Origin of the sequence: Achromobacter arsenitoxydans SY8 (assembly GCF_000236785.1) — a bacterium.
In the GTDB taxonomy this organism is placed as follows: domain Bacteria; phylum Pseudomonadota; class Gammaproteobacteria; order Burkholderiales; family Burkholderiaceae_B; genus Achromobacter; species Achromobacter arsenitoxydans.
In genome coordinates this window covers 34,581-58,749 of the sequence record NZ_AGUF01000040.1, presented here as the reverse complement: position 1 = coordinate 58,749, position 24,169 = coordinate 34,581, and the positions used below count along the sequence as shown (strand labels likewise).

Sequence of the window (24,169 nt, the reverse complement as noted above, 5' to 3'; positions counted from 1 at the left end):
GACAGGAGGGTCTGTCGGTTTTTTTCAACGCGGGACTAGCCCGGCAGGGACGCCGCACCGCTGGCCGCGTAGCCGCCCTGGTGGCTCGCCAGGCGCGCGTAGGCGCCTTGCTTGCGCAGCAGCTGGTCGTGCGTGCCGGCTTCCGCCAGCGTGCCGCGGTCCAGCACCAGGATCAGGTCGGCGTCGCGGATGGTGGATAGCCGGTGCGCGATGACCAGGGTTGTGCGGTGCCGCATCAGCACGTCGAGCGCGCCGCGCACCTGCATTTCGGACAGGGTGTCCAGGTGCGAGGTGGCCTCGTCCAGAATCAGCACAGGCGCGTTCTTCAGGAAGGCGCGGGCGATCGAGATGCGCTGGCGCTGTCCGCCCGACAACTGCATGCCGCGTTCGCCCACGCGAGTCGCCAGCCCGTCGGGCAGGCTCTTCACGAAGTCGGCCAGCGCGGCCTGTTCCAATGCGCGCGCCAGGTCCTCGCGGCTGGCCTCGGGACGCGCCAGACGGATGTTGCCTTCAAGCGTGTCGTTGAAAAGGTAGGTGTCCTGCGTGACCAGTGCGACGCGTTCGCGCAGGCCGTCGAGCTGGAGCTGGCGCACATTGACGCCGTCCAGCTTCACGGCGCCCTGGCGCGGATCCCAGAAGCGCAGCAGCAGGCTGGCCACGGTGCTCTTGCCGGCCCCGGAGGCGCCCACGATCGCGACGGTGGCGCCGGCCGGGGCCGTGAAGCTCAGGTCGCGCAAGGTGTCTTCGTTCTTGCCGGGATAGGCGAAGCTCACATGCTCGAACGCCAGCGACAGGCCGCTGGCGGCCACCGGCGCGGGCAGGGGGCCGTCGACGACCGGTTCGGGCTCGTTGGCGACCACGTGCAGGCGGCGCGTGGCGGCGATGGTGTCGGCCAGCTGGCGGCTGACCTGCGAGATCTCCGACACCGGCAGGAAGGTGGCCAGCGCAATCAGCACCAGCAGCGGCAGCATGCCGGCGGCGAGCGCGCCCGCCTGCACCTGCAGTGCGCCGATGACGGCCACGGCCAGGCCGCCCAGGCCCATCGCCACTTCAAACCACGCGGTCTGGCGGGACAGGTCGCGCAGGATGTCCAGACGGCGGGCGCGATAACGGTCGGCGACCTGCAGGAACTGGTCGCGGCGGCGGCCGGTGGCCTGGAAGGCGGTCAGGTCGGCCAGGCCTTGAATGGTGTCGGTGGTGTGGGCGCTCATTTCACCCAGCGCCTCGCGCGCCTTGTCGCCCAGGGCATCGACCTTGCGGCGGCCGCGCACCGGCGACACCAGCGCGTAGGCCAGGAAGGGCAGCAGCGCCAGCGCGACGGGCCAGCTGTAGAACCCCAGGAAGCCCAGCACGGACAGGGGCACCAGCACCGATACGATGGCCGGTGCAATGGTGTGCGCGTAGAAATACTCCACCATCTCCACGTCCTGCGTGGCCAGCGCGACCAGGTCGCCGGAGCGGCGCTGCAGCAGGTACGCCGGGGCCAGGCGTTCGAGCTTGTCGTAGAGCTTGACGCGCATGTCGGCCAGCAGCTGGTAGGCCATCGCGTGCGCCAGCCAGGACTCCAGCCAGTGGAACAGCGCGGCCAGCGGCGCCGCGACCAGCAGGCCCGCGAGCAGGGCTCCGATGTCGCGGCCGTCGCGGATGGCCGCGACAATCAGTGCGCTGAATACGCCCACGCCAATGAAAGCCGCGACGCGCGCCACGCCCAGCAGGATGGTCGCGGTCAGCGTTCCGCGCCATGGGCGCACCACGGACAGCAGGGTGCCCAGTGTGGCGCGCCAGCCGACCTGCGCGGCGTCGGCGTCCAGCGGGCGCAAGGCGGGGCCCTGGCCGCCGCTGCCGTCGGCCGTCGCGGCCGCGTTGGCGCTTGCGGACTGAGACGCTTGCGGCAGCGATCCCGCGGACGGATTCTCGTGCGCGGCCGCCTGTTCGTGCATCAGGCGGTAGTACAGGCCCCGCTGCGCCATCAGGTCCGCGTGCGGACCGCTTTCGGCCACGCGTCCCTGCTCCAGCACCAGGATGCGGTCGGCGCCGATCACGCTGGCCAGGCGGTGGGCCAGGATCAGCGTTGTGCGGCCAGCCATCAGGCGGTCCAGCGCCTGCTGGATCAGCGCTTCGTTTTCGGTGTCCACGGACGACAGCGCCTCGTCCAGGATCAGGATGGGCGCATCGCGCAGCAGGGCGCGGGCGATCGCCACACGCTGGCGCTGGCCGCCCGAGAGCTGCAGGCCGCGTTCGCCGATGCGCGTGGCGTAGCCGTCGGGCAGCGCCATGATGAAGTCGTCGATGTTGGCGGCGCGGGCGGCGGCGCGCACTTGTTCGTGGGTGGCGTCGGGGCGGCCCAGCCGCAGGTTGTCGTCGATGGTGCCGTGGAACAGCGTGATGTCCTGGCTGACCAGCGCAAAGTGCGACAGCAGCGCCTGCGTGTCGAGCGTGTTGACGTCGCGGCCGCCGACGCGCACGGCGCCCGCCTGCGGCAGGCATTCGCGCAGCAGCAGCCGCACGATGGTGGACTTGCCCGCGCCGCTCGGGCCGACCACGCCGACCCGTTCGCCCGCCGCGATACGGAAGGACAGGCCCTGGTGGGCGGGGCGCTCGGGCGTGTAGGCAAACGCGACATCGTCGAATTCGATGGTGGGCGCCAGGCGGGCAGGGGCCGCGCCGTCCGTGCGGGCTTCCGGGGCGGGCGTCAGCGGCTGCGCGTCCATCAGCGCGTGGATGCTGGCGGCGGCCGACTGGCCCAGCATGCCCCGGTGCAGCACCGCGCGCAGGTCGCGCAGCGGACGGAAGATCTCGGTGCCGGCCATCAGCACGATCAGCAGCGCCTCCACGCTCATGTCGCCGGCGGCCACGCGCCAGGCGCCCAGGGTCAGCGCCAGCGCCGCGCCCAGCGCGACGCCCAGGTCGCTGATGCCGCGCGTCAGCAGGCTGACAGACAGCACCCAGAACGTGTTGTCCGACAGACTGCGGGCGCGGTCGGCAAGCCGCTTGCCCCAGGCCTTGCCCTGGCCATAGGACTTGAGGGTGGGCAGGCCCTGCACCGCATCCAGGAACTCTTCGCCGAATTCATTGAGCGAACGGCTGCGCGCCAGGCTGGCGCGGCGGTCCAGCATGTGCACCGCCATCGGCCCGAACAGCGCGAACAGGGCCGCGGCCAGGAAGACCAGCGCGGTGGGCACGTCCCAGAAGGCGATCACGGCGAAAATCGCGAAGGGCGCGGCGGCGGCGATCGCCACCTGCGGCAGGTATTGTCCGAAGAAGGTCTGCAACTGCTCGACGCCGTCCACGACGGTCAGCATGACGCCGCCGGTGCGCTGGTTGGCGAACCAGGCCGGGCCCAGCGCGACGATGCGGTCGTACAGGCGGGCGCGCAGGGTCTGCTGGATCGCGGCCGATGTGCGGTTCGCCTGCACGGTGCGCCAGTGATCGAAGCCCGCCCGAATCAGCACCATCGCCGCGACGCATACAGCCGGGACGATCCAATCCTGCCAGGGCGCGCCGTCGAACACCCGGGCCAGCAGCTGGCCCAGGAACACATAGCGCGCAATGCCCGCCGCCAGGGCCAGCAGCCCCAGGAAGATGCCGCCCGCCATGCCGGCGCGCATGCCCAGCGTAAGCTGCCAGAGCCTCGAATCGAAATACATAGCATTACTCCATCCAGAGCCTGCATGGTCCCCGATCCGGGGCGCGCGCGAAAGCGATGATTTTTCAATCTAGGGTTGAGATAAACTCAACCGATGTCCGACCCAGCCAACCGTACTCCGCCCCTGGCCGCCCTGCGCGCCTTCGAAGCCGTCGCCCGCCTGGGCAGCCTGAGCCGCGCGGCGGTTGAGCTGAACGTTACCAAGAGCGCCGTCAGCCACCAGTTGCGCGCCCTGGAGGCCGACCTGGGCGTGGCGCTGCTGCGCCGGGGCGGCACGGTGCGCCGCGCCGAAACCACCGAGGCCGGCGCGGGGCTGCTGGCTTCGGTACAACAGGCCTTGACCCTATTGGAGACCGCCTGCCGCAATGTCCGGGCCAGCGCGCGCGGCAAACGCCGCTATACGCTGAACGTGTCGGCCAACCCGTCGCTGGCCGCCCTGTGGCTGGCGCCGCGGATCGGCCGCTTCATTGAATTGCACCCGGATATCGACATCCAGGTCTACCTGCACGCCAGCCAGGATCCGGCCTGGAAAAGCCAGGACATCGACCTGGCCTTCCTGCACGTGCGGGCGATGGGGCCGCACAACGCGGAACCGGGCGACATCCCGCTCATGACCGAGACGGTCGTGCCCGTGTGCAGCCCGACGCTGATCGGCGCGGCGGACCGGGACGATCCCCGCGTGTTCGTGCGCCACCGCTGGCTGGAAGAAAAGCACATCGACAGCCCGGAAACCGATTGGCGCACCTGGAGCCCCAGGCTGGGCCTGGCGGAATCGGACTGGCAGGATCCGATGGTGCTGAGCGGCCTTAGCACCGTGGTCGCCGCAGCGGCGGCGGGGGTGGGGATCGCGCTGGGCCGCGCGCCCCTGATCGACGAGGACCTGGCCAGCGGCCGGCTGGTGCCGCTGATGCCCCATCTGCGCATGCCCGGTTCCTGGGGCTATGTCATGCGCATCCACGCCAACCGGCCGATGGACCCGTCCTTGCCCGCGCTGGTGGAGTTCCTGGCCGAAGAAGGGCGCCGCGCCTAGCGCCCGGGCCTGAACGTAACCGACCGTTCCCCTAGTCGGCGGCCAGTTCCATGCTGCGCGTCACCTCTTCCTGCACGCGCTCCCAGATGGCCCGCTTCAACTCGACGAAACGCGGCGACAGCTGCACGTCCGCGCTGCGCGGGTGCGGCAGGTCGTTCTGGATGTCCTGCACGATGCGCCCGGGCTTGGAGCCCATGACGGCCATGCGGGTCGACAGGGTCAGCGCCTCGTCGATGGAGTGTGTGATGAAGACGATGGTCTTGCCGCTCTGCTCGTAGATCGACAGGAGCTGGTCCTGCAGCACCTGGCGCGTCATGGCGTCCAGCGCGGCGAAGGGCTCGTCGAACAGCATCACGTCCGGGTCGTTGGCCAGCACGCGGGCGATCGAAACGCGCTGCTTCATGCCGCCCGACAGGGCGTGCGGGTACTTGTCCGCCGCGTGCTTCAGGCCCACCATCTCGATGAACTTGCGGGCGATGGGCGCGCGTTCCTGCCGCGACATGCCGCGCATCTTCAGGCCGAATTCCACGTTTTCCTGCACCGTGCGCCAGGGAAACAGCGCATATTGCTGGAACACCATGCCGCAGGCGGCGGTAACGTCGGTGACCTTTTTGCCGTTGATCTCCACCGAGCCGGTGTTGGGGGTGATGAAGCCCGCCATCAGGTTCAGCAGTGTCGACTTGCCGCAGCCCGAGGCGCCCAGCAGCACCAGGAATTCCCCGCGCCTGACTTCAAGATTGACCTTGTCCAGCACGGTGACGTCGCCGTAGGCCTTGGAAACGTCCGTCAGCCGGATCATCGTATCGTTCATCGCTGCCATGCCAGCACCCATCGTTCAAGAAGCCGCAAACACAGATCGGTCACCAGCACGGTGAAGCTGATCAGGACCATGCCCAGCACCACGGTGTCGGTCTGGAAGAATTCCTTGCCATTCATGATCATGAAGCCCAGGCCTTCCTTGGACGCCACCAGCTCGGCCGAGATGACGCAGGTCCACGACAAGCCCAGGATGATCTTCATGCCCGACAGGATCTGCGGCAGACAGCCCGGAAACAGCACTTCGCGCATGACCTGCCAGCGGTTGGCGCCCAGGTTGCGCGCGGCGCGCACCAGGACAGGGTCGATGCTGCGCGACGCCTCCATCACGTAAAGCAGGGCGGGCACGAAGGACCCCATGAACACGATGCTGTACTTCTGCGTTTCGGTGATGCCGAACCACAGCAGCGACAGCGGAATCCAGCTCATGGACGGCAGCGGGCGCAGGAACGAGATGATGGGATCGAAGACGGCGCGCGCCACCTTCGACGTGCCCAGCAGGATGCCCAGCGGGATCGCGACGATCACCGCGGCCAGAAAGCCCACCATGACGCGGCGGGTGGAGGCCAGCACGTTGTAGAACAGTGTGCCTTGATCGGACATGGATAGCGCGCGCGCCAGGACCTGGGATGGCGCGGGCAGGAAAATGGGATCGACCGCGCCGGCGCGGCACAGGCCTTCCCACAGCAGCAGGAAACTCAGAAGCGAAAACACGCTGACCCAGAGCAGGCGTGTTTCCCTGGAAGACGAACGGGTGGACATAGGCAGGCTGTCCCGGGCTTACAGGTACGAGGACTGGACCCAGTCCTTGACGGTGGGCGCGCGGTCGATCTGCTTGAGCGACACAAGCATTTCGGCAAGCTTCTGCATGCCGTTGACGAAGTTGCCCGGATCGACCATCAGGGCCTTCTGGTCTTCGCCCGAATACCACTGCGTCTGCTTGATGACGGCCAGCTGCTCTTCGCGGGACAGGCCCGTCAGCTCCAGCAGTACGCCCGCGGCTTCCTCGGGCTGATTGCTCAGCATCGCGTTGGCCTGGAACACCGCCTGCAGGAACTTGCGCACCGCTTCGGGATTGTCCTTGCCCAGCTTCGCGTGGGTCAGGAGCACGTCCGGTCCCGGCGTGATGGCGTATTCCTTGTAAAGCGAGAACGCGGTGTCATCCAGCAGGACGCGCGTGCCAGGAACTGCCTTGATGCGGTCGAACGCCGGCGTCCAGGCCACGGCCGCGTCGATCTGGGCGCCCTGGTAGGCGGACAGCAGGTTGGTGGCCGGCAGGTTGATGATGGACACGTCGCGGTCCGGGTTCAGGCCCGCCTGGCGCAGCACGTCCAGCAGCAGCACGTGGGCGCTGGAGGCGTAGGTGACGCCGATCTTCTTGCCCTTCAGGTCCGCAACCGATTTCACGTTGTCGCGCACCAGCACGCCTTCGGCGCGGCCAAAGTTGTTGGGGGTGGCGATGACCTGGAACTGGCGTGCGCCCGCGGCCATCAGCGCCAGCGACGACACCACGCCGGTGCCCGCCAGGTCGATGTTGCCGGCCATCACGGCGCTCATGCGGTCGGACGACGTGGCGAAGCTCTGCCACTTGATGTCCAGGCCCTGCTTGGCGAACAGGCCCGTCTTCATCGCGATGTAGGCCGAGTAATGGCCCAGCCAGGCGGAGCCGCCGTAGGTGTAGGACGCGCCCGCTGCGCGGCCGATCATCGGAAAGCCCAGGGCGCTTGCGCCCGCGAGCGCAGCGGTGCGCACCAGCATGGCGCGGCGATTCATGTTCATATTTTTCCCCTACTTGAATGTAGATTGACCGATAGATTCCATGTCGCCGGCACTCTGGGGTGCGGCAGACGAGACTTTCGCCCGAGCGCCTGGCGGCGGCATGAATATAAGGAGCGGCGATGGTCAACATTCGCCGCGCTTAAGCAATCCGCGTTGATCCGCGCGCGCCGCTTTTATTAATTATTCGTGCCGCTTATATTGCGGCGGCCCCGAAACGCCGGGCCCACACTTCGCGGCACTTGTCCTTGGAGCCTTGTCGTGAATAGTTATGACGTGATCGTGATTGGCGCCGGCGTGATCGGCAGTTCGGTGGCCTTTCACCTGGCCGAGCTGGGCGCGAAGAATGTGCTGGTGCTGGATCGGGAGACGATCGGCGCAGGCACCACTTCGCAGTCTTCCGGCATCCTGCGCACCCACTATTCGGTGCGCGAAAACGTGGAGCTGGCGCAGCGCTCCTGGAGCGTGTTCAACAATTTCGCCAGCTATCTGGGCGACGACGAGGCCTCCTGCGGCCTGGTCAAATGCGGCTACCTCATCACGGCGGCCGACGACGACAAGCTGGAACCCCTGCGCGGCGCGCTGGCGCAGCAGCAGGCGCAGGGGATCGCGCTGGAACTGCTGAATCCCGCGCAGGCGCGCGAACTGCTTCCCATCGCATCGTTCGACAACGCCGCCCTGATAGGCTACGAGCCCGAAGCCGGCTTTGCCGACGCCTATCTAGTCGCGACCAGCTTTGCGCGCGGCGCCCGCCGCCGCGGCGTCACCATCCGCGAAAACGTCAACGTCCAGCGCCTGCTGGTGGAAAACGGCCGTGTGACGGGCGTGTCCACATCGGAAGGCGACTACGCCAGCCCGCTGGTCATCAGCACGCAAAACATCTGGACCCCCGAACTGGCCGGCTGGACCGGCGTGACGATGCCCGTCGTCCCCGAACGTCACGCCGTGCTGGCGCTGGAGTGCGATGCGGCGCCCTATACCTATTCGATGCCCGTCTTCAAGGACCTGGCCTCGCCCGGCATGCTGTATTGCCGCAGCTACGGCGGCAACCAGATGCTGGTGAGCGAAGGCGTGGTCGGCGAAGCGCTGCAAAAGAGCGACGCCGAGCAGGGCGACATTCCGCTGGACTACGTGGCCGAAGTCGGCGCGCAGGTGGCCGAGCGCTTCCCCGCCTATGAGACGGCGGGCCTGGCCTCGTCCTGGACCGGCGTGTACGACGTCACGCCCGATTGGAATCCCGTGCTGGGCCGCGTGGCCGGCGTCGAGGGGCTGATCGTGGGCTTCGGATTCTCGGGCCACGGCTTCAAGCTGTCGCCCACCGTGGGCCGCGTGCTGGCCCAGGAGGCGCTGGGACTGGCGACCGACGTGTCGCTCAAGCCCTATGACCTGGGCCGCTTCCAGAGCGGCGCGCTGCTGACCGGGAAGTACGGCCTTGGCGCGGTCTCCTGACGTGCGCGCCAGCTGGCTGGCGCTGCCGCCCGAACCGTGGAAGAACGGCGGGGGCGTCACGCGCACGCTGGCGGCCGATCCGGCGGGACACTGGCGCGTCAGCATCGCGGATATCGACCGCGACGGCCCATATTCCTGCTTTCCCGGCCAGGACCGGGTGTCCGTCGTGCTGTCGGGGGCGGGCGTGGCGTTGCGCGGGGACGGCGTGGCCGTTGCCCTGCGTCCCCGCGAACCCGCCTTGTTCGCCGGAGACGTGGCGCTGCAGTCCCGGCTGGAGGATGGGCCGGTGCGTGTGCTGAATCTCTTTGTCCAGCGCGGCCGGGCGCGGGCCCGCGTGGCCTGTTTGGGCGCGCAAGGCGGGGCTTGCGACGCCGGATCGTTGACGGACGCGCCTGGGCAATACCTGGCCGCGCGGCTGATCGTGGCCGTGGAAGCGGGCGTGTATGCCGGTCCTGAACCCGGCATGCAGTTGACGCTGGCGGCGGGCGAATTCGTGCTTTTGCAGGCGGACGCCGCTGCGCCGGAGGACTCGACGCGGGGCGCATCATCGCCCGGCGCATTCGTCCCGGCCCCGGCCAATGGCTTTGCCGTAAGCCTGGACATCAGCGTGCAGGCGCCGGGCTTGCGCTGATCGCATTACCTCCGTCCACGCGCCGCGCCGGCGCTTGGGCGGCCGTTGATCCCTTTTATTCAGGAGTGTTTCCATGAAGGTAATTGCCGCGGTCAAGCGCGTGGTTGACTACAACGTCAACGTGCGCGTGAAGGCCGACCAGAGCGGCGTGGACATCGGCAACGTGAAGATGTCCATGAATCCGTTCGACGAGATCGCCGTCGAGGCGGCCGTGCGCCTGAAAGAGCAGGGCGCCGCCGCCGAAGTGGTGGCCGTGTCTTGCGGCACGGCGCAGTCGCAGGAGACGCTGCGCACCGCGCTGGCCATCGGCGCCGACCGTGGCGTGCTGGTGCAGACGGACGTCGCGCTGCAGCCGCTGGAAGTGGCCAAGCTGCTGTGCGCCGTGGTGCGCAAGGAGTCGCCCTCGCTGGTGATCCTGGGCAAGCAGGCCATCGACGACGACGCCTGCCAGACCGGACAGATGCTGGCGGCCCTGCTGGGCTGGCCGCAGGCCACCAACGCCAGCGCCATCGAGATCGGCGCCGGGACTGCACGCGTCACCCGCGAGGTGGACGGCGGCCTGGAGGTCGTGGAACTGACGCTGCCGGCCATTGTCACGGCCGACCTGCGCCTGAACGAGCCGCGCTACGTCACCCTGCCCAACATCATGAAGGCCAAGAAAAAGCCGCTGGACACCGAGACGCCGGAAGGCCTGGGCGTGGATCCCGCGTCCCGCCTGCAGACGCTGCGCGTCGAGGAACCCGCCGGCCGCGCGCCCGGCGTCAAGGTCGCCGACGTGGCTGCGCTGGTCGACAAACTGAAGAACGAAGCCAAGGTGATCTGATGACCGTCCTAGTTATTGCCGAACACGATAAACAGGCGCTCAACGGCGCCACGCTCAACGCGATTGCCGCAGCCGCGAAACTGGGCATGCCGGTGCACGTGCTGGTGGCGGGCGGCGACGCGCAGGCCGTGGCCGCCGCCGCGGCCCGGGTCGCCGGCGTCGACAAAGTGCTGCTGGCGCAAGCGCCGCAGCTTGCGGACGGCCTGGCGGAAAACCTGGCAGCGCAGGCGGTGGCGGTGTCCGCCGGCTATTCGCACCTGTTCGTGGCCGCTACGGCCCACGGCAAGAGCGTCGCGCCGCGCATCGCGGCCCTGCTGGACGTGGCGCAGGTGTCGGACGTGATCGAGGTGCTGGCGCCCGACACATTCAAGCGGCCCATCTACGCGGGCAACGCGATCGCCACGGTCAAGAGCGGCTATCCGGTGGTGGTGGCAACGATCCGTCCGACGGCGTTCGACGCCGCGCCAGCGGAAGGCGGCACCGCGCCGGTCGAGACGGTCGAGGCGGTGGCGGGCGTGGCGCTGTCGCGCTTCGTGAGCCGCGAGATCGCGGTGTCCGAGCGTCCCGATCTGGGCAGCGCGCGGGCCGTGGTGTCGGGCGGGCGCGGCCTGGGCAGCGCCGAGAACTTCAAGCTGCTGGATCCGCTGGCCGAAAAATTCGGCGCGGCGCTGGGCGCCTCGCGCGCTGCGGTGGATGCGGGCTATGCGCCCAACGACTGGCAGGTCGGCCAGACCGGCAAGATCGTCGCGCCCGAGGTCTACATCGCGGTCGGGATCTCGGGGGCCATCCAGCATCTGGCGGGCATGAAGGATTCCAAGGTCATCGTCGCCATCAACAAGGACGGCGACGCGCCGATCTTCGGCGTGGCGGACTACGGCCTGGTGGGCGACCTGTTCGAGGCCGTGCCTGCCCTGACGGCCGCGCTGCCCTGAGGGCTTGGCTGGCCCGGCGCTAGCGCCGCAGGCTGCGCCAGAGCGTGGCCGGAGGCAGCCCCAGCGCCGGGGCCAGTTCCTTCTGGATCAGGCGCTCCATCGCCATCAGGATCACGTCGCGCGCCTCGGCGGGCAGTTTGCCCACTTCCTGCTGGCGCGCGGCCAGGTACAGCGTGCGCGACAGGGCGGGATCGTCGGCGCGCGTCACGCCCAGGTAGGGCGCCAGCGGCAGCACGCGCAATTGGTCCAGGAAATGGCGCGACTGCCAGATGCACAGCGGCGTGCTGATGCCAAATCCCAGGCCGGCCGTGACCAGGCTGAGCAGCGGATCGGTGTTGTCGAATTCGTAGGTGCGCTCGATCATCACGTCGTGCGATTCGACCAGACGGTCGATCTCGGCGCCGATGAACGAGCGCGCACTGTAGCGGATGAACTGGGCGCGCTTGCCCAGTTCCTTCAGCGAGTCGATCCGGTCCATGTTCATGGCGCGAGGGACGATCAGCACGTAGGGTTCGCTGAAGAGGCTGTACTTGCGTATGGTGGGCTTGCCGGCCGACGCGCTGGTGGTGACCACCAGATCGAGCTGCCGGTCTTCAAGCTGCTTGTCCAGCACCGGCGTGATGCCCGACCACAGCCGGATCTGGCGCGATGCGCCGGACAGGCCGTGAATCAGCGTCGGCCCCAACGTCCCGGCGAACGAATCCACGCAGCCGAAGCGCACGATGTTGCGCTTGGCCCGGCTGAGGTTGCGCACGCTTTCCGTCATGTCGCCGGCCTGCGCCAACAGGCGCGCGGCATGCTCGAACAGCAGCTCGCCAGCGGGCGTGGGCCGCGCCGGGCGGGTGCTGCGGTCCAGCAGTTCGGTCGACATGGCGGCCTCAAGCTGCTTGATCCGCTGCGACACCGCCGCTTGCGAAAAGCCGAGCAGCCGCGCCGCCCCGGAGACCGACGCGGCCTCTACCACCGCCACCCAGGTCAGCAGCAGGCTCCATTCGGGGTAGTTTTCCGTGGTGCTGAACGAAAAGCGGTTCATGGCGGCAGGCGGCTTCTGGCTGTCAGCCCTGGCGAGCGACGGTCCGGCGCAGGGCGGCCGTCACCATGGCTTCGACCACCGGAATGACCTTGTCGGCCAGGTCGGGGCGATAGCCGTACGGACGGGTTTCGTCCATGTAGGTCGACTGGCACATTTCAAGCTGGATGGCGTGGATGTTGTCCGCCGGCGAGCCGTAGTGGCGCGTGATGTAGCCGCCCTTGAAGCGGCCGTTGACGGCCCAGGTGTAATCCTTGCAGTCGTCCAGCTGCGCCTGGACCGCCGCCAGGATGTCGGGCGCGCAGGCGGCGCCGTCGGAGGTGCCGATGTTCAGGTCGGGCAGCTTGCCCTCGAACAGGCGCGGCAGGACGCTGGCGATCGAATGGGCTTCCCACAGCAGCACGGTGCCGTGTTCCGCCTTGATGCGGTCCAGCTCGGCGCGCAGTTGGGCGTGATAGGGCTGCCAGTACATCTGCAGGCGGTGGGCGCGCTCGTCGTCCGTGAGCACGGCGTCGTTCTGATAGAGCGCGTCGCCGCGGAAGGCCTGGGTGGGGCACAGGCCGGTCTTGGTCTGGCCCGGGTAGAGGCTTTCGTCGTTGGGCGGGCGGTTCAGGTCCACCACGTAGCGCGAATAGCGCGCGCCCAGCACGGACGCGCCCAGCGCCTGGGCAAACTGGTACAGCGTGTCCAGATGCCAGTCCGTGTCGCCGGATTCAAGGGCCAGCGGCGTCATTTGCGCGCGCTGAGCGTCGGGGATCTGGCTGCCGAGATGGGGGATGGAGATCAGCAGCGGGGCGGTGCCGCGGCTGAAGTGATAGATGTCGCTCAAGGGAAACTCCGGAAGGCAAAGGCAATGCGCCGCGGCAATGCCGCGGGCGGCGGGCGCTTGTATGCTAGGCAGCGCGGCCCGCCGCAGGTTTTGCATCAGTTTAGTGGATATTGAAAATCAACATTGGTGATGCAAGCGGAACCGTCCGGCAGGTTGCCGTCCATTTCCGTTGCGGCTTCGCACTACGCGTCAGGCGGGCGCACGCGATGGGTCCAGGGTGCGCAAGCCGTTCGACTTTGCGTATGTTTCAAGCTTGATACACCGCCCATTGATCCGTCTGGCGCCATCGGGCAGAGCCAGTTCTCCGGTAAAACCTGGCCCGGGCCGCTTTGGCGTTAGGGTGTGAGACGGCGTGCCAGACACGACATGCTCATCGACGAAAAAAGTTCTATGGATCAATACGCTTCCCGTTGACACGAATTACCGGCTTGCGCTTCTTCTCAAAACCGCACAGTCGATCAATCTCTTTCGGAAACTGCGTGTACGGCACGTTGTATTGGATGAAAGCCTCGACGCTGTCGGGAAATGCGTTGATCAGCAGCCAACCCAGCCAGAGTGGAATGGTGATGGGCGCCTTGAGCAGGCCGTAGCGCCGCGTCAACCTGCCTCGCAGCCCTGCATACCAGTCGCGGTAGGGTTGCAGGGTCTCTTGCCAGCGGCTCTGTCGTGGCGGAACCACTGGGGGCTCGGGCAGGCCCTCTGGCCCCCGTTCCATGAAGACTTGAAGATACGACCAGAGAGCCTTGGCCGACCGGTCGCCATCGAACAGTCCGAGATTGCCGCACGCCACGCAGATCTCGGTTGGAGGATCCATGCTGTAGTCGACGCCAATAAGATAAAGCGGGTGTCGGCTGGCATAGCCACTTGCAGATACGATGGGAATGTAGCCTGCCAGGGCTTCGAGTTGGTCCCAGTCGAGTATGTGTAGGCGCTTTTGGCGCGGGTATATGAAGTAGAGTTTTCGCGTGCCCCGATGGATTCGGATAAACCCGCCTCTACTCCGGTGAGCGCCGCTCCCGAAATAGAAGAGAAGTGCTATTGCTACAGCAATTAATACGGAAAAAAGCATATCTCCAGCGACACGATACGTCATATGCTCTGAACCCATTATGCCAAGGGCAAAGAACATGCCGGCTACCGCTACGACGAACATACTTCCAATGAAGCCGGCAGCACCACTTTGGGTGAAATTCGCATAGCAAAAAATTTCTGCACACTGATCGTTAACTTGCCGTATCCCATCAGGGAAGGGAGGAACGCCGGCGTGGATAACTCTGCTAAGTTGCGTACCACCGACGCGCAAATTGCGAGGCAAACGCTTGATTTCTGACATCATTTAGGCCGTGCAACAGGTTCGAGCTTGCTCGGATCAATGGGGGCAATGAACCACCCGCCAGAAGTGAATATCAATGGAGCTGGCGCATCGGGCTTTTGTAGTGCTAAGCCGGGCTGTTGAACGGGATCAGGGAAGTACAAATACTCCAACTCCACTTGAGTGTCTTCATGCATTTGAATTGACCGGCCAAATTCCGTTTCCGTGCCTCCTAGTGGTGTAACCATGCATTCCCGAGCGTTGTGAAGCGAAGTCAGATCAAAGCAAGTGAGCGACTTTCCCAACAGGCCGGTGGGGCCCGATGAGCATCACCCAGGCGATTGAATCGTTCACCGTGGTGGATATGATTTTTTCAAACTCTTTGATCCTCTTGCTGTAGATGTCGGGAAATGACATTGCCCCGGCGTAGCTCACGAAAATACCTGCCTAGCGAGGACCTTGGACAGTTCCGGAGGGGCTGCAGCCTGCGCCTTCATGGATTCGAAGTAGTTGGGGATGAGCGTTGCGCTGCCACTTACGGGGGCATTCTCGCCGGCATACTTGGCCTTGTCCGCTAGCCGCCACCAAGCTAGTTCTGCCTTGTCTTGAAAACTGCCACGATATAGCCACTGCCTTACTCCTCCAACTTGAACTGCACGGTGGCCACGGCGCTTTCATCAAATCCCCGCTGCGCCACCAAATCCCAGCCTCAACCTTCCAAAGCTTGCGCGGGCGGCGGCGCGGCTCGCACGTTGAACAGGCGGCAGACTGCGCACCAGCACAATGCCGAAAACAGGTTGTAGGGGAACAGCACCAGCCACATCGGCAACAGCCAGTTCTTCTTACCCTGCCGCTCGCCCGGCTCGCCGGTACGCCATGGGGCGTAATGGCGCCAAGCTGCGGCCGGTGTCAGACAGATGCTGTGTAGCGGCACATACCACCAGTTCGGCTCGCCTGGCTCGGGCAACCGGTCGGGGCCTTTTTCCATGAACTGACGGATGTACTCCCAAACCTGGGCAACGTGGCGCGGGTCGGGATTGGTGGATGCGTTGCTGTCGACCCAGAGGGCGATGCGTTTCTTCTCTTCGCCCGGCGCCGGCCGCGGGCCGAAGGCCAAGGCAAAATTCGTGCTGAACGAGCTGCCGCCAAACTCGTTACGCACGAATACGCCGCCCTCAGTCTCGGCCCAATCGAAGGCTATCAGCGTCTTGTTGCGCTGGTAGTAAATGCGCTGGGTTTTGCGGTTGAAGTAGAAGTTGGATAGGCGTTTTATGTAGAAAATTCGGTACCACAAAAGAGGGGCAGCGAAGAATGGAGCTACTACTTGAGCCAATAGGAGTGACAGAAGGTCGGAGGCATTTGATATACGCCAAATTCCAGAGTCCCACCCAAGCCAAATAAACAGCAAGAAGAGAAATAGCATGGATGACGTGTACATTTTCCCCATGAACACTGAATCCGCTATCCATGGATTCCGCAGGCAGAGAACATGCCGATCAACGCTGACCAATTGATCGCCGATAGCTGGCGCCAAGCCCGTTCTGCCCTGTCTTGAAAACTGCCACGATATAGCCACTTCCTCAGCCCTCCAACTTGAACTGCACGGTGGCCACGGCACTTTCATCCATGCCCTGATTTGGGCTGTAATTGACCGTCAATATCATTTGATGAGCATCCGTGATTTCCTTCCTGTAATGCAGGACCAGCCCTGCCGCGGTGTCGTAGCAGGCAGGGGTGGCGGGAACGCACACTTTGTCTTGTTCGAGTATTTCGGACCAAGCGCTTTGCCCGATGAGGTATCCCCGACACAAAACGGTGAACTCCACGACGCTTGGAGTGGCACTCCTCGTGATTGACCATGAGGATGCGCTTTGCCACCGGCTGTCGACATCCTTGACACCCAGCACCTCGGCCTCGTGCTTTTCCAGGAGTTGCGGCGCGTAGTACGCGGCATACCAGGCCTTGATTTCCTCGGCCACGTCGTCAAAGGGGGGAAGCATCTTGTCTGCGTCTAACGCGATGCCAGTGCGGATTTCGCCGTCGTTCTTGCGCGTGCCAAAGATGCCGCGAGCCGCCCAGAGTTCGAGGGGGCTGTGAACGCGTGCCGCCGCTAGGGAGTGAAGCCATACGCCACCGGCAAGAATCCCAGCGCCCACAAGCACGATCGCCGCGGCAGCCCACCCGGCGTATGGAATTACCACTGTTGGGCCTGCAATGGCTAAGGCGCCTTCAAGTACGACAGCAGAACCAAGCCCGACCAGAACGCCGCCGCCGACCGTATAGTCAGCGGCTACGCCATCGCCATGCTGCCGCTTTCGGAAAAAGGACGCTCCATCAGAAGCTAAACCGGCCAATATCGCGGGATACCCCGCCAACCGCGCGAACAAATTTCCCGCAATGAACCGCATGAACCCATTGCCAAATTCCATACCCGGCGCCGCTGCCGCATAGCGCAGCACAAGCACCTTCTGCGTTGCGCGGGCGCTGACCAAAACGGCGGCCGTGGCCCCTGCCACGCCGAAGATTGCGGACGCAAAAGCGGCGGAAGCGGCAACGTCGGCGTCCTTCTCCAAGCTCGCATACGCGGACTTGAGGCTGATCACATTGAACCAAAGCATGCCCACATTCAGCCCCCCACCCCCGGCAGTGGTCAGCAACGCCGAGACGTTCGGGCGCACGCGCCGGGTAAGGGCCTGCTCGACGGTGACGGTACGGGTACCGGTGATTCGGACACGCTTATTCTCGGTGACTTCGGCCATCCCGGACTGAAGAAAATTGTTCACTTCCTTGCTGTAGGCATCGTTCAGCACTGCCTGGTCGGTGACGCGGTAGCGCGCGCCAATCAATCCCAAGGCTTTCTCCCCATTGGCCTCTTGGACGGCGGCCAGCACCCGCTGCCGCAAACTGTCGCTGGCGGTCCAGCGCGTCTTGCCTGGCAGACGCGTGAGCACCACGGTCGTCACCGCCTCAGCCGTCAAGTCGGTGATTCCGGTCATGGCGGGGAAGCGGCCGGCCAGCCCTTCGATGGCGTTGTCGGCGGCCCCCAACAGCGTGCCGACCGAATCTGCCTTTTCCTTGAAAGGGTTGAATGGCGCCAGCGCCATGTAAAGCGGACTGTCCTGCCTGTCCAGCCAGGCGGACAGCCGCTGGAATCGCGCGTCGTCGTCTTCGGTGCCCGGCAGGGCCTGGCTCATGGGGTGGATCATCAGGGCCAGAGACACTTCCAGCCCCCCGGCCGACAGGCGCTCGTCACGGTCGTAGGCGGCCAGCGCGGCGGCCAGGCTGGTGGGAACGTCCCGGTGCTCAGACTCTGCCGTGGCCAGCCATCGGTCATGGTCACGGCAAGCCTTCAGGGCGGTGTCGAGGCAGGATCGCAGGTGCGCCTCGCGCTGGTCGCGTTCGGCCAGGAAGGCGTGATATTTGGCGGTATCAATGCGCTCAGCGAGGCGTCGGCCCATCGGCGAGATGCGGCTATCGGTAAGAACCTGATAGCGCAATTCGGAAAGCGTCGCCCGGCGCCTACCGCCAACTTGCTTGCGCTGGTATTCGTCGCGCAACCTGGCCAGGGTGTCCGGCGGCGTCTGGTCCGCCGGGTACATGGATTGCAGCGTCTGCTCCAGCAGTATCGCAACCAGATTCTTATGGTGATAGCGCTGGCTTTGGACACTCAGCTTTTCGACATCCTGGCTGAAGCAGGCGGGTACGGCGAACTCCGCTTTGCCTTGTTTTGCAATGGCCTCATGCTGTTGGCTTGGCAAGATGTCGCGCAGTTGGTGCTGGTAGGCAGCGACCGAAAGGCCGAGATCCAGGCTCAAGCCCTCCGCATCATTAAGTACGACTACCACCGGCACCCGCGGCTGCGTGTAGCGATAGTGCTGCCCCTGGGCCAGAAAGGTGCTGATGGGCAGATCGTCCTTGCTGGAATGGCTGCTCCAATCCAGGTCCATGCGCTGGTCCCTGGGCTTGAAGTCCTCGACCCAATGGCTCAATGCGCTGGCGGGCAACACGTGCGGCTGGCTTGAGGGGGTTTTCTCGCCAGAGGTCAACTCAGCCATGTCGATCTGGCGCATATGGCGTTTGCGCGCAGACGGGTCCGCCGCCATCCTGGCTGTGACGGCATTGGTCCATAGGTGCGGGCTGAAGCCGATCCAGACTTCGCTGGCGGTGTCGGGGCTCGTATCGGCCCAAACCCAACCCCGGCTGCTTACGGTCCGGTAACGATCCCTGCGGTGATACTGTTCCAGACCCAGGTAGGTCAGTTCCTTGTAGTGGCCCTCGCCGTCGTATTCATGGATGACAAACTTTTCGCCCTTGGAGCCCTTCATGAAGACGTAGACGTACCCAGGCCGAAGCGCCCGCAAGGTGTAGGAGGAGAGCTCGATCCTGGGTAAGCCCTGCTCCAGCTTGAAGCCGGACTCGGCATACCGGTACAGCGGCGCGCCGCCCGCGTTGGGCACGACCGCGTAGCGGATGGGCAGGATGGGAACGCGCGGACTGCATGCCGGTGTCGACGTTGCACTGCCAGCACTTGCTTTAGCCATTGGAAGATTCCTTCTCCCGCGCCAGCGCTTCCAACTTGCGAAGGCGGGCCTGAGGGGACTCTGTGAGGTCGTTAAGGAGGACGCGGGCCTCGTCGCTATGCAGTAGCCAGAGGTGGCCGGCGAATAGCGCTCAATCCTGCGCAATCGCTGGCTTCTCGTATATGGGACTGGTCCCGATCTATCGAGCGATTGCTAGGACTTGCCCTAATAGTTTCGGAGGGGTTTGATGCGGTTCGGACGCTTGAGCTTTGGATACCAGCGCGCAAGCAGTGCCCACACAATCTCGGTGGCTACCCACCAGACGGTTACGCCTTGTCCTCTACGATTTCCGTGTGGTAAGCCGTCAGTCTCCGGCTTCGGCCCGGGCAATCATCGGGCGGCTCAACGGCGTGTCTTGCGGGTTCAAGCGGCCTCTGCGCCGCCGCCAGCAGGGCATGAACCGCAAAGCTTGGTAAGGTAGAGTGCCTTGCGCGGGCCGGCGACCGACCGGCGCTTCAGGCAGGTCCCTCTGTGCGGGCCGCCTGCCGCGACCCCTCTAGCGAGCCTCCATGACCGACGAATTGATCCAACTGGGCAAGCTAGTCAGCCTGGGCCTGGCCTTGATGCTGCCGCTGGCCAATCCGCTGACGTCCATGACGCTGCTGCTGTCGCTGGGCCAGCAGATTCCATTCCGGGAACGGCAGCGCCAGGTAACCCAGGCCGCGTTCTATGTGGTCGGCATCATGCTGGTGACCTATTACGCCGGCGCGCTGCTGATGCATACCTTCGGCATCTCGATTCCCGGGCTGCGCATCGCGGGCGGCCTTATCGTGGTGACCATCGGCTTCAGCATGCTGTTTCCATCGGACCAGCCGCGCGCGCTGGAGGCGGAGGCGACAGCCGACGCGCTGGAGCGCGAGAGCCCGAATATCGCCTTCGTGCCCCTGGCGCTGCCGGGCACGGCGGGGCCGGGCACGATCGCGATGATCATCAGCGGCGCGGCGTCGGTGGATAGCGCGATCGAACCTGACTACGCGCGCTGGGTCGTGGCCGTGGCGCCGGTCATTGTGTTTTCGCTGCTGGGCGTGCTGTTCTGGGTGTGCCTGCACTGGGCGGGCCGCATCGTGGCCGTGATCGGCAAGAGCGGCGTCGAGGCGATCGCGCGCGTCATGGGCTTTTTGCTGGTGTGCATGGGCGTGCAGTTCGTCATCAACGGCGTGTTCGAACTCATCGGCAAGTACCCGAATCTCTGAACATCAAGCCGCGTAGGCGCGCAGCAGCATGTCCACACCATAGCGGCAGGTGGCCAGCAGGCTGGCCGGCGCGGGGCCGGCATGACCGCCGTCCAGGCGCGCCTGGAACGCGGCGCCGTTGATCAGGTGGCCCAGCGTCAGCGCGGCCTGGCGCAGGTCGTCGATTTTCAGTTCGCCCCGGTCGCAGGCCTGCCGCAGGCATTGTTCCAGGGGCTCGTGCACCTGCTTGTCCACCGCCTGCTGCAGGGATGCCGCAAGCTGCGGCATGCGATGGCACTCGGCCACCAGCAGGCGGTGCAGCGCGACGGCTTGGGGCTGGACCGCATACGTCAGCAGCCGCACGGCCAGATCGTGCAGGGCGGGGCCGACCGGCTGATCGGGCAGGGCGGCGGGAAACACCGCCGCCTGCATCTTGTCCAATTCGTGCTGCAGCACCGCCGCCAGCAGGCCTTCCTTGTTGCCGAACAGTTGATAGGCCGTGGCCGCCGAACCGCCGGCCTGCTGCACGATGCGCTGGATCGAAGTCTGCGCATACCCGTGCTCCAGCAGCGATTGGGTCGCCGCGTCGAGCAGCCGCAGCCGCCGGGCCTCTCCCTTGTGCGTCAGCGGCCGCGGCGTCGGATCGGCGGAATCGGTCAACTCGGCTCTCCTTTGCGAATGGTCTTATTTCCAGTCCAAGGGGCTTAATGTAGTCTGTTGTAACAATGTAATGTAGAGTACATTACACTATTGAATATTCGACGCGCGGGTGCTAGGAATCCCGGCCCCGCGTTTCAGTTTTTGCGTATCACCAAGCTATGACCGATTACCTGGATCAGTCGCGCACGGGGTCCAGCCCCTGGCCGGCGTTGCCCTCCGACTTGGCGAATTCGTCCGGGTTGCTCCCTTGCCGCGCCATATTGGCTGCCGTGTTCGGCGGTGGACCTGGCCGCGGGCGCGGGAGGTCGGCATGATTACCTGGCTGATCTGGAGCTTCGTCGCGCTGGCGGTTGCGGGTGTTGTCACGGTGCTGATGCGACACCCCGGCGCGGTGCTCTACGACTGGCTGGCAACACGCGCCCGCACACCGGCGCCGACATCCATGAAACCGCGTGCGGAAAAGAAGCACCAGCCCGCCAACCAGTTCGGCTGATGTCCGCGTCCGTCTGCCGCGGCGGGCGGATCTTCGCCCGGCCGCGGCGGCGTTCAGGCGTAGCGCGCCAGATCCCGCGCAAAGCGGGACAGGCCATTGATGCCGCTCCCGCTGGCCTGCGCCAGCCAGGCGCGCAATTGCTGCAATAGCTGTTCGCTGCTGTCGGACGAGCTTTCCCACAGGCGGGCCAGGGCCTGCCGCATGTCCACCAGGCGCTGCACTTGTTCCATCCCGTTCAGGGCGGAGTTGAGCTGACTGCGCTGGGGTTCGCTAAGCAGGGCGTCCTGGCGCAACAGGAACTTGCGCAGCACCGACCGCCGCCATTTCAGCGTGGCGCGCTTTTCCACGGCCTTGCGTGCGCGCAGTTCGCGCAAGGCGGTCTGCTTGAGCAGGGCGCCAAAACGGCGCATGACGTCGTAGCGATGGGTTTGCACCGCTTCCAGGGTGCGCAGGTCCGCCGGTCGGCCAGCGTGCGCGCGGTCGCGCAGCACGCGCTTGGGCGCCACGCGGCGCACCTTGGCCAGGCCCAGCGTCTGCAGCACGCGGATATACAGCCAGCCCAGGTCGAATTCGTACCATTTGCTCGAAAACTTGGCTGATGTCGCGTGCGCGTGGTGGTTGTTGTGCAGCTCTTCGCCGCCGATCACCAGGCCCAGGGGGGACAGATTGGTGCTGGCGTCAGGACTCGAAAAATTGCGGTAGCCCACGAAGTGCCCCAGCCCATTGACGACGCCGGCCGCCCAGAAGGGAATCCACGCCATCTGTATGGCCCACACGGTCAGGCCCAGCGCGCCGAACGCCAGCACGTCCACGACCAGCATGATCAGGATGCCCCAGGTGCTGTGCGGGGTGTACACCTTGCGCTCCAGCCAATCGTCGGGCGTGCCGCGGCCATAGCGTTCCAGCGTGTCCGCCATCGACGCCTCGATGCGGTACAGGTCGGCGCCGCGCAGGAACACGCGCATCACGCCATAGACGGCCGGCGAATGCGGATCGCCTTCGCGTTCGCATTTGGCGTGGTGCTTGCGGTGCACCGCCACCCATTCGCGCGTCTTCATGCCGCTGGTCAGCCAGAGCCAGAAGCGGAAGAAATGGGCCACGGCGGGATGGAAATCCACCCCGCGGTGGGTCTGGCTGCGATGCAGGTAAAGGGTGGTGCCGGCGATGGTGATGTGCGTGGCGGCCAGCGTGATCAGGACGATCTGCCAGATGCTGAAGTGAAACAGGCCGTGCGCAAGAAATTCCAGGAAGGGTTGCATTCAAAAAAACCGGGATACGACTGTAGACGTAGCGGACGCAACGCCTGGGCCGAACCCCGCGTCGCCGCCCGGACGATTCTAGGGGGCGCGCGGCGATACAAATACCCGGCAGGCCGGGTAGGTCTATTGCTGGAATGGCAACAATGCAGCCCTGGCGGCCGGCTTAGCGCCTCGGTCTTTCCAGTCCCAGATGGCCGCGCAAGGTGTGATGCTCGTAGTCTGTGCGAAACAGCCCGCGCTTTTGCAGCACCGGAATCACGTGCTCGACGAAGTCGTCGATTCCGCCGGGCAACGACGGCGGCATCAGGTTGAAGCCGTCGGCGCCTTCGTTCCTGAACCAGTGCTCCATCCGGTCCGCGATCTGCCCGGGCGTTCCGACCATCGTGCAATGGCCGCCGCCCGCGGCCAGCCGGCCCAGCAGCTGGCGCACGGTGGGCTGCTCGGTTTCGATGATGCGCAGAATGGTCGCGTACCGGCCCTTGGGGCCGGTGAACTCGGACAAGGGGGGCAGGGGCGGCACGGGCGCGTCCAGGTCCCAGCCCGAGCAGTCCTGCAGCACGAACATCCCCAATTGCCGCAGCGAAGCGTCGCTGGGCAGCAGTTCGTCCAGTTCGCGCTGCTTGGCGCGGGCTTCGGCTTCGGTCGATCCCACATACGTGACCAGCCCCGGCATGATGGGCACGAAGGCGTCGCGGCCGGCGGCGCGCACGCGCTGCTTGATGTCGCGGTAATAGGACTGCGCCGCGGCCAGGTCGTAGGCCACCGCGTAAATGGCCTCGGCGCGCCGGGCCGCCAGGTCGCGGCCCTGGTCCGAGGCGCCGGCCTGGAACAGCACCGGATGGCCCTGTGGAGGGCGGGGCACCGTCAGGGGGCCGTCCACCAGGAAGTGGTCGCCGTGGTGGTTGATCTTGTGCAGACGCTCGGGGACGCCGTAGAAGCCGCCGCGGTCGATGGCCAGCGCGTCGTCTTCCCAGGAATCGAACAGCCGCAGCGCGACGTCGACGAATTCCTCGGCGCGGGCGTAGCGCCAGTCGTGGCCGGGCATGGCCTCGTAGCCGTGATTGCGCGCCTCGGCGTCGAACATCGACGTGACCACGTTCCAACCCATGCGGCCGCCCGAGATGTGGTCCAGCGAGGCGACCATGCGCGCCGCGTGGAAGGGCGTGAAGAACGTGCTGGAAACCGTGCTGATCAGGCCGATGCGGGTGGTGGCGCGCGCGATCGCCGCCATGGTGGTCAGCGGCTCCAGATGCCAGCGCGGCCCGTCGCCGATGTTGTCCATCGACTGGCCGTCGGCAAAGAAGATGGCGTCGAGCTTGCCGCGTTCGGCGGTGCGGGCCAGTTCCTCGTAGTAGCCGATGTCGCCCAGGCGCTCGGCCGCCGACAGTGGATGGCGCCAGGCGGCGCGGTGGTGGCCGCAGCCGAAAATGAACAGGTTCAGGTGCATCATGGCGATCAGCTCGTCGGTTGCCTCAAGAGTTGCGACAGCGGGCACGTACTCGGGTGCCGGAAGCGGGCGAACTTAGCATAAACCGGCGCGGCGGCCCCGATCCGCCGCGCGTTGACATTGGCGCGCCGCTCTCCTAACCTTGCGGCAATTCCTGGGGGAGCCCTTTACGGGCTGAGATTCCGCACCGCCGCGGTAACCCTTTGAACCTGATCCGGGTAATGCCGGCGAAGGGAAGGACAACGCAAGTCTCGCGCGACCTCCCTGGATTTCATTCATCTTGC

19 protein-coding genes and 1 riboswitch are annotated in these 24,169 nt (G+C 65.7%); of the genes, 7 read left to right on the top strand and 12 right to left on the bottom strand.

Annotation, left to right across the window (positions count from 1 at the left end):
* Nucleotides 1–35: 35 nt before the first annotated feature.
* Complete coding sequence (gene cydC / locus KYC_RS09765; protein WP_008161478.1) at nucleotides 36–3,647, bottom strand: thiol reductant ABC exporter subunit CydC; 3,612 nt, start codon at nucleotides 3,645–3,647, stop codon at nucleotides 36–38.
* Nucleotides 3,648–3,740: 93 nt separating this feature from the next.
* On the opposite strand from cydC, the gene KYC_RS09760 reads away from it, so the two are divergent.
* Nucleotides 3,741–4,676: a LysR substrate-binding domain-containing protein gene (locus KYC_RS09760; RefSeq protein ID WP_008161476.1), complete on the top strand. Its 936-nt coding sequence runs from the start codon at nucleotides 3,741–3,743 to the stop codon at nucleotides 4,674–4,676.
* A 31-nt stretch (nucleotides 4,677–4,707) separates the two neighbouring features.
* On the opposite strand, the gene KYC_RS09755 is transcribed toward KYC_RS09760, so the two are convergent.
* From KYC_RS09755 to KYC_RS09745, 3 genes are read right to left on the bottom strand one after another with little or no spacing between them, the layout of a single operon-like run.
* Nucleotides 4,708–5,496 (bottom strand): ABC transporter ATP-binding protein, encoded by a 789-nt coding sequence (locus KYC_RS09755; protein WP_043518029.1) that lies wholly within the window; start codon nucleotides 5,494–5,496, stop codon nucleotides 4,708–4,710.
* A complete protein-coding gene (locus KYC_RS09750; protein ID WP_008161473.1) occupies nucleotides 5,484–6,254 on the bottom strand; it encodes an ABC transporter permease in 771 nt (256 codons plus the stop codon). Before KYC_RS09750 ends, KYC_RS09755 begins: the two co-directional genes overlap by 13 nt.
* An 18-nt stretch (nucleotides 6,255–6,272) precedes the next feature.
* Nucleotides 6,273–7,271, bottom strand: a complete 999-nt coding sequence (locus tag KYC_RS09745; RefSeq protein ID WP_008161472.1) for an aliphatic sulfonate ABC transporter substrate-binding protein — start codon at nucleotides 7,269–7,271, stop codon at nucleotides 6,273–6,275.
* A gap of 258 nt (nucleotides 7,272–7,529) precedes the next feature.
* Here KYC_RS09745 and KYC_RS09740 point away from each other — a divergent pair, with 258 nt between their 5' ends.
* The 4 genes from KYC_RS09740 to KYC_RS09725 all read left to right on the top strand — a co-directional run bounded on the left by KYC_RS09740 (nucleotide 7,530) and on the right by KYC_RS09725 (nucleotide 11,103).
* Nucleotides 7,530–8,717 carry an NAD(P)/FAD-dependent oxidoreductase gene (locus KYC_RS09740; RefSeq protein ID WP_008161471.1) on the top strand — a complete coding sequence of 396 codons (1,188 nt, stop codon included), beginning with the start codon at nucleotides 7,530–7,532 and terminating at the stop codon, nucleotides 8,715–8,717.
* Nucleotides 8,701–9,348: a HutD/Ves family protein gene (locus KYC_RS09735; RefSeq protein ID WP_008161470.1), complete on the top strand. Its 648-nt coding sequence runs from the start codon at nucleotides 8,701–8,703 to the stop codon at nucleotides 9,346–9,348. The genes KYC_RS09740 and KYC_RS09735 overlap by 17 nt, the downstream gene beginning before the upstream one ends.
* 73 nt (nucleotides 9,349–9,421) lie before the next feature.
* On the top strand, nucleotides 9,422–10,171 hold the full coding sequence (locus KYC_RS09730; RefSeq protein ID WP_008161469.1) for an electron transfer flavoprotein subunit beta/FixA family protein: 750 nt from the start codon (nucleotides 9,422–9,424) through the stop codon (nucleotides 10,169–10,171).
* Nucleotides 10,171–11,103 (top strand): electron transfer flavoprotein subunit alpha/FixB family protein, encoded by a 933-nt coding sequence (locus KYC_RS09725; protein WP_008161468.1) that lies wholly within the window; start codon nucleotides 10,171–10,173, stop codon nucleotides 11,101–11,103. Before KYC_RS09730 ends, KYC_RS09725 begins: the two co-directional genes overlap by 1 nt.
* Nucleotides 11,104–11,122: 19 nt before the next feature.
* On the opposite strand, the gene KYC_RS09720 is transcribed toward KYC_RS09725, so the two are convergent.
* The 5 genes from KYC_RS09720 to KYC_RS09700 form a co-directional block, all read right to left on the bottom strand.
* Complete coding sequence (locus KYC_RS09720; RefSeq protein ID WP_008161467.1) at nucleotides 11,123–12,136, bottom strand: LysR family transcriptional regulator; 1,014 nt, start codon at nucleotides 12,134–12,136, stop codon at nucleotides 11,123–11,125.
* Nucleotides 12,137–12,158: 22 nt separating this feature from the next.
* Entirely contained in the window at nucleotides 12,159–12,962 is an 804-nt protein-coding gene (gene hutG, locus KYC_RS09715) for an N-formylglutamate deformylase (protein WP_008161466.1), read from the bottom strand.
* Nucleotides 12,963–13,350: 388 nt separating this feature from the next.
* Nucleotides 13,351–14,298: a DUF6708 domain-containing protein gene (locus tag KYC_RS09710; protein ID WP_139026505.1), complete on the bottom strand. Its 948-nt coding sequence runs from the start codon at nucleotides 14,296–14,298 to the stop codon at nucleotides 13,351–13,353.
* 685 nt (nucleotides 14,299–14,983) lie between these two features.
* Nucleotides 14,984–15,697 (bottom strand): DUF6708 domain-containing protein, encoded by a 714-nt coding sequence (locus KYC_RS09705; RefSeq protein ID WP_337999273.1) that lies wholly within the window; start codon nucleotides 15,695–15,697, stop codon nucleotides 14,984–14,986.
* Nucleotides 15,698–15,854: 157 nt separating this feature from the next.
* Nucleotides 15,855–18,815, bottom strand: coding sequence for a T6SS effector BTH_I2691 family protein (locus KYC_RS09700; protein ID WP_008161461.1), 2,961 nt, complete (start codon nucleotides 18,813–18,815; stop codon nucleotides 15,855–15,857).
* A 548-nt stretch (nucleotides 18,816–19,363) separates the two neighbouring features.
* On the opposite strand from KYC_RS09700, the gene KYC_RS09695 reads away from it, so the two are divergent.
* Nucleotides 19,364–20,047 carry a MarC family NAAT transporter gene (locus KYC_RS09695; protein WP_008161460.1) on the top strand — a complete coding sequence of 228 codons (684 nt, stop codon included), beginning with the start codon at nucleotides 19,364–19,366 and terminating at the stop codon, nucleotides 20,045–20,047.
* Between the two features lie 3 nt (nucleotides 20,048–20,050).
* Here KYC_RS09695 and KYC_RS09690 read toward each other — a convergent pair whose 3' ends face one another.
* Nucleotides 20,051–20,686 (bottom strand): TetR/AcrR family transcriptional regulator, encoded by a 636-nt coding sequence (locus KYC_RS09690; RefSeq protein ID WP_008161459.1) that lies wholly within the window; start codon nucleotides 20,684–20,686, stop codon nucleotides 20,051–20,053.
* 310 nt (nucleotides 20,687–20,996) lie between these two features.
* Between KYC_RS09690 and KYC_RS09685 the strand changes: the two genes are divergently transcribed.
* Nucleotides 20,997–21,179: a hypothetical protein gene (locus KYC_RS09685; protein ID WP_008161458.1), complete on the top strand. Its 183-nt coding sequence runs from the start codon at nucleotides 20,997–20,999 to the stop codon at nucleotides 21,177–21,179.
* A 53-nt stretch (nucleotides 21,180–21,232) separates the two neighbouring features.
* Here the strand turns inward: KYC_RS09685 and KYC_RS09680 are convergent, their stop codons facing one another.
* Together KYC_RS09680 and KYC_RS09675 are read right to left on the bottom strand one after the other, a co-directional pair.
* On the bottom strand, nucleotides 21,233–22,438 hold the full coding sequence (locus KYC_RS09680) for a DesA family fatty acid desaturase (protein WP_008161457.1): 1,206 nt from the start codon (nucleotides 22,436–22,438) through the stop codon (nucleotides 21,233–21,235).
* A gap of 163 nt (nucleotides 22,439–22,601) precedes the next feature.
* A complete protein-coding gene (locus tag KYC_RS09675) occupies nucleotides 22,602–23,888 on the bottom strand; it encodes an LLM class flavin-dependent oxidoreductase (protein WP_008161456.1) in 1,287 nt (428 codons plus the stop codon).
* 143 nt (nucleotides 23,889–24,031) lie between these two features.
* Nucleotides 24,032–24,138, top strand: a riboswitch (TPP riboswitch).
* The last annotated feature ends 31 nt before the right edge of the window (nucleotides 24,139–24,169 follow it).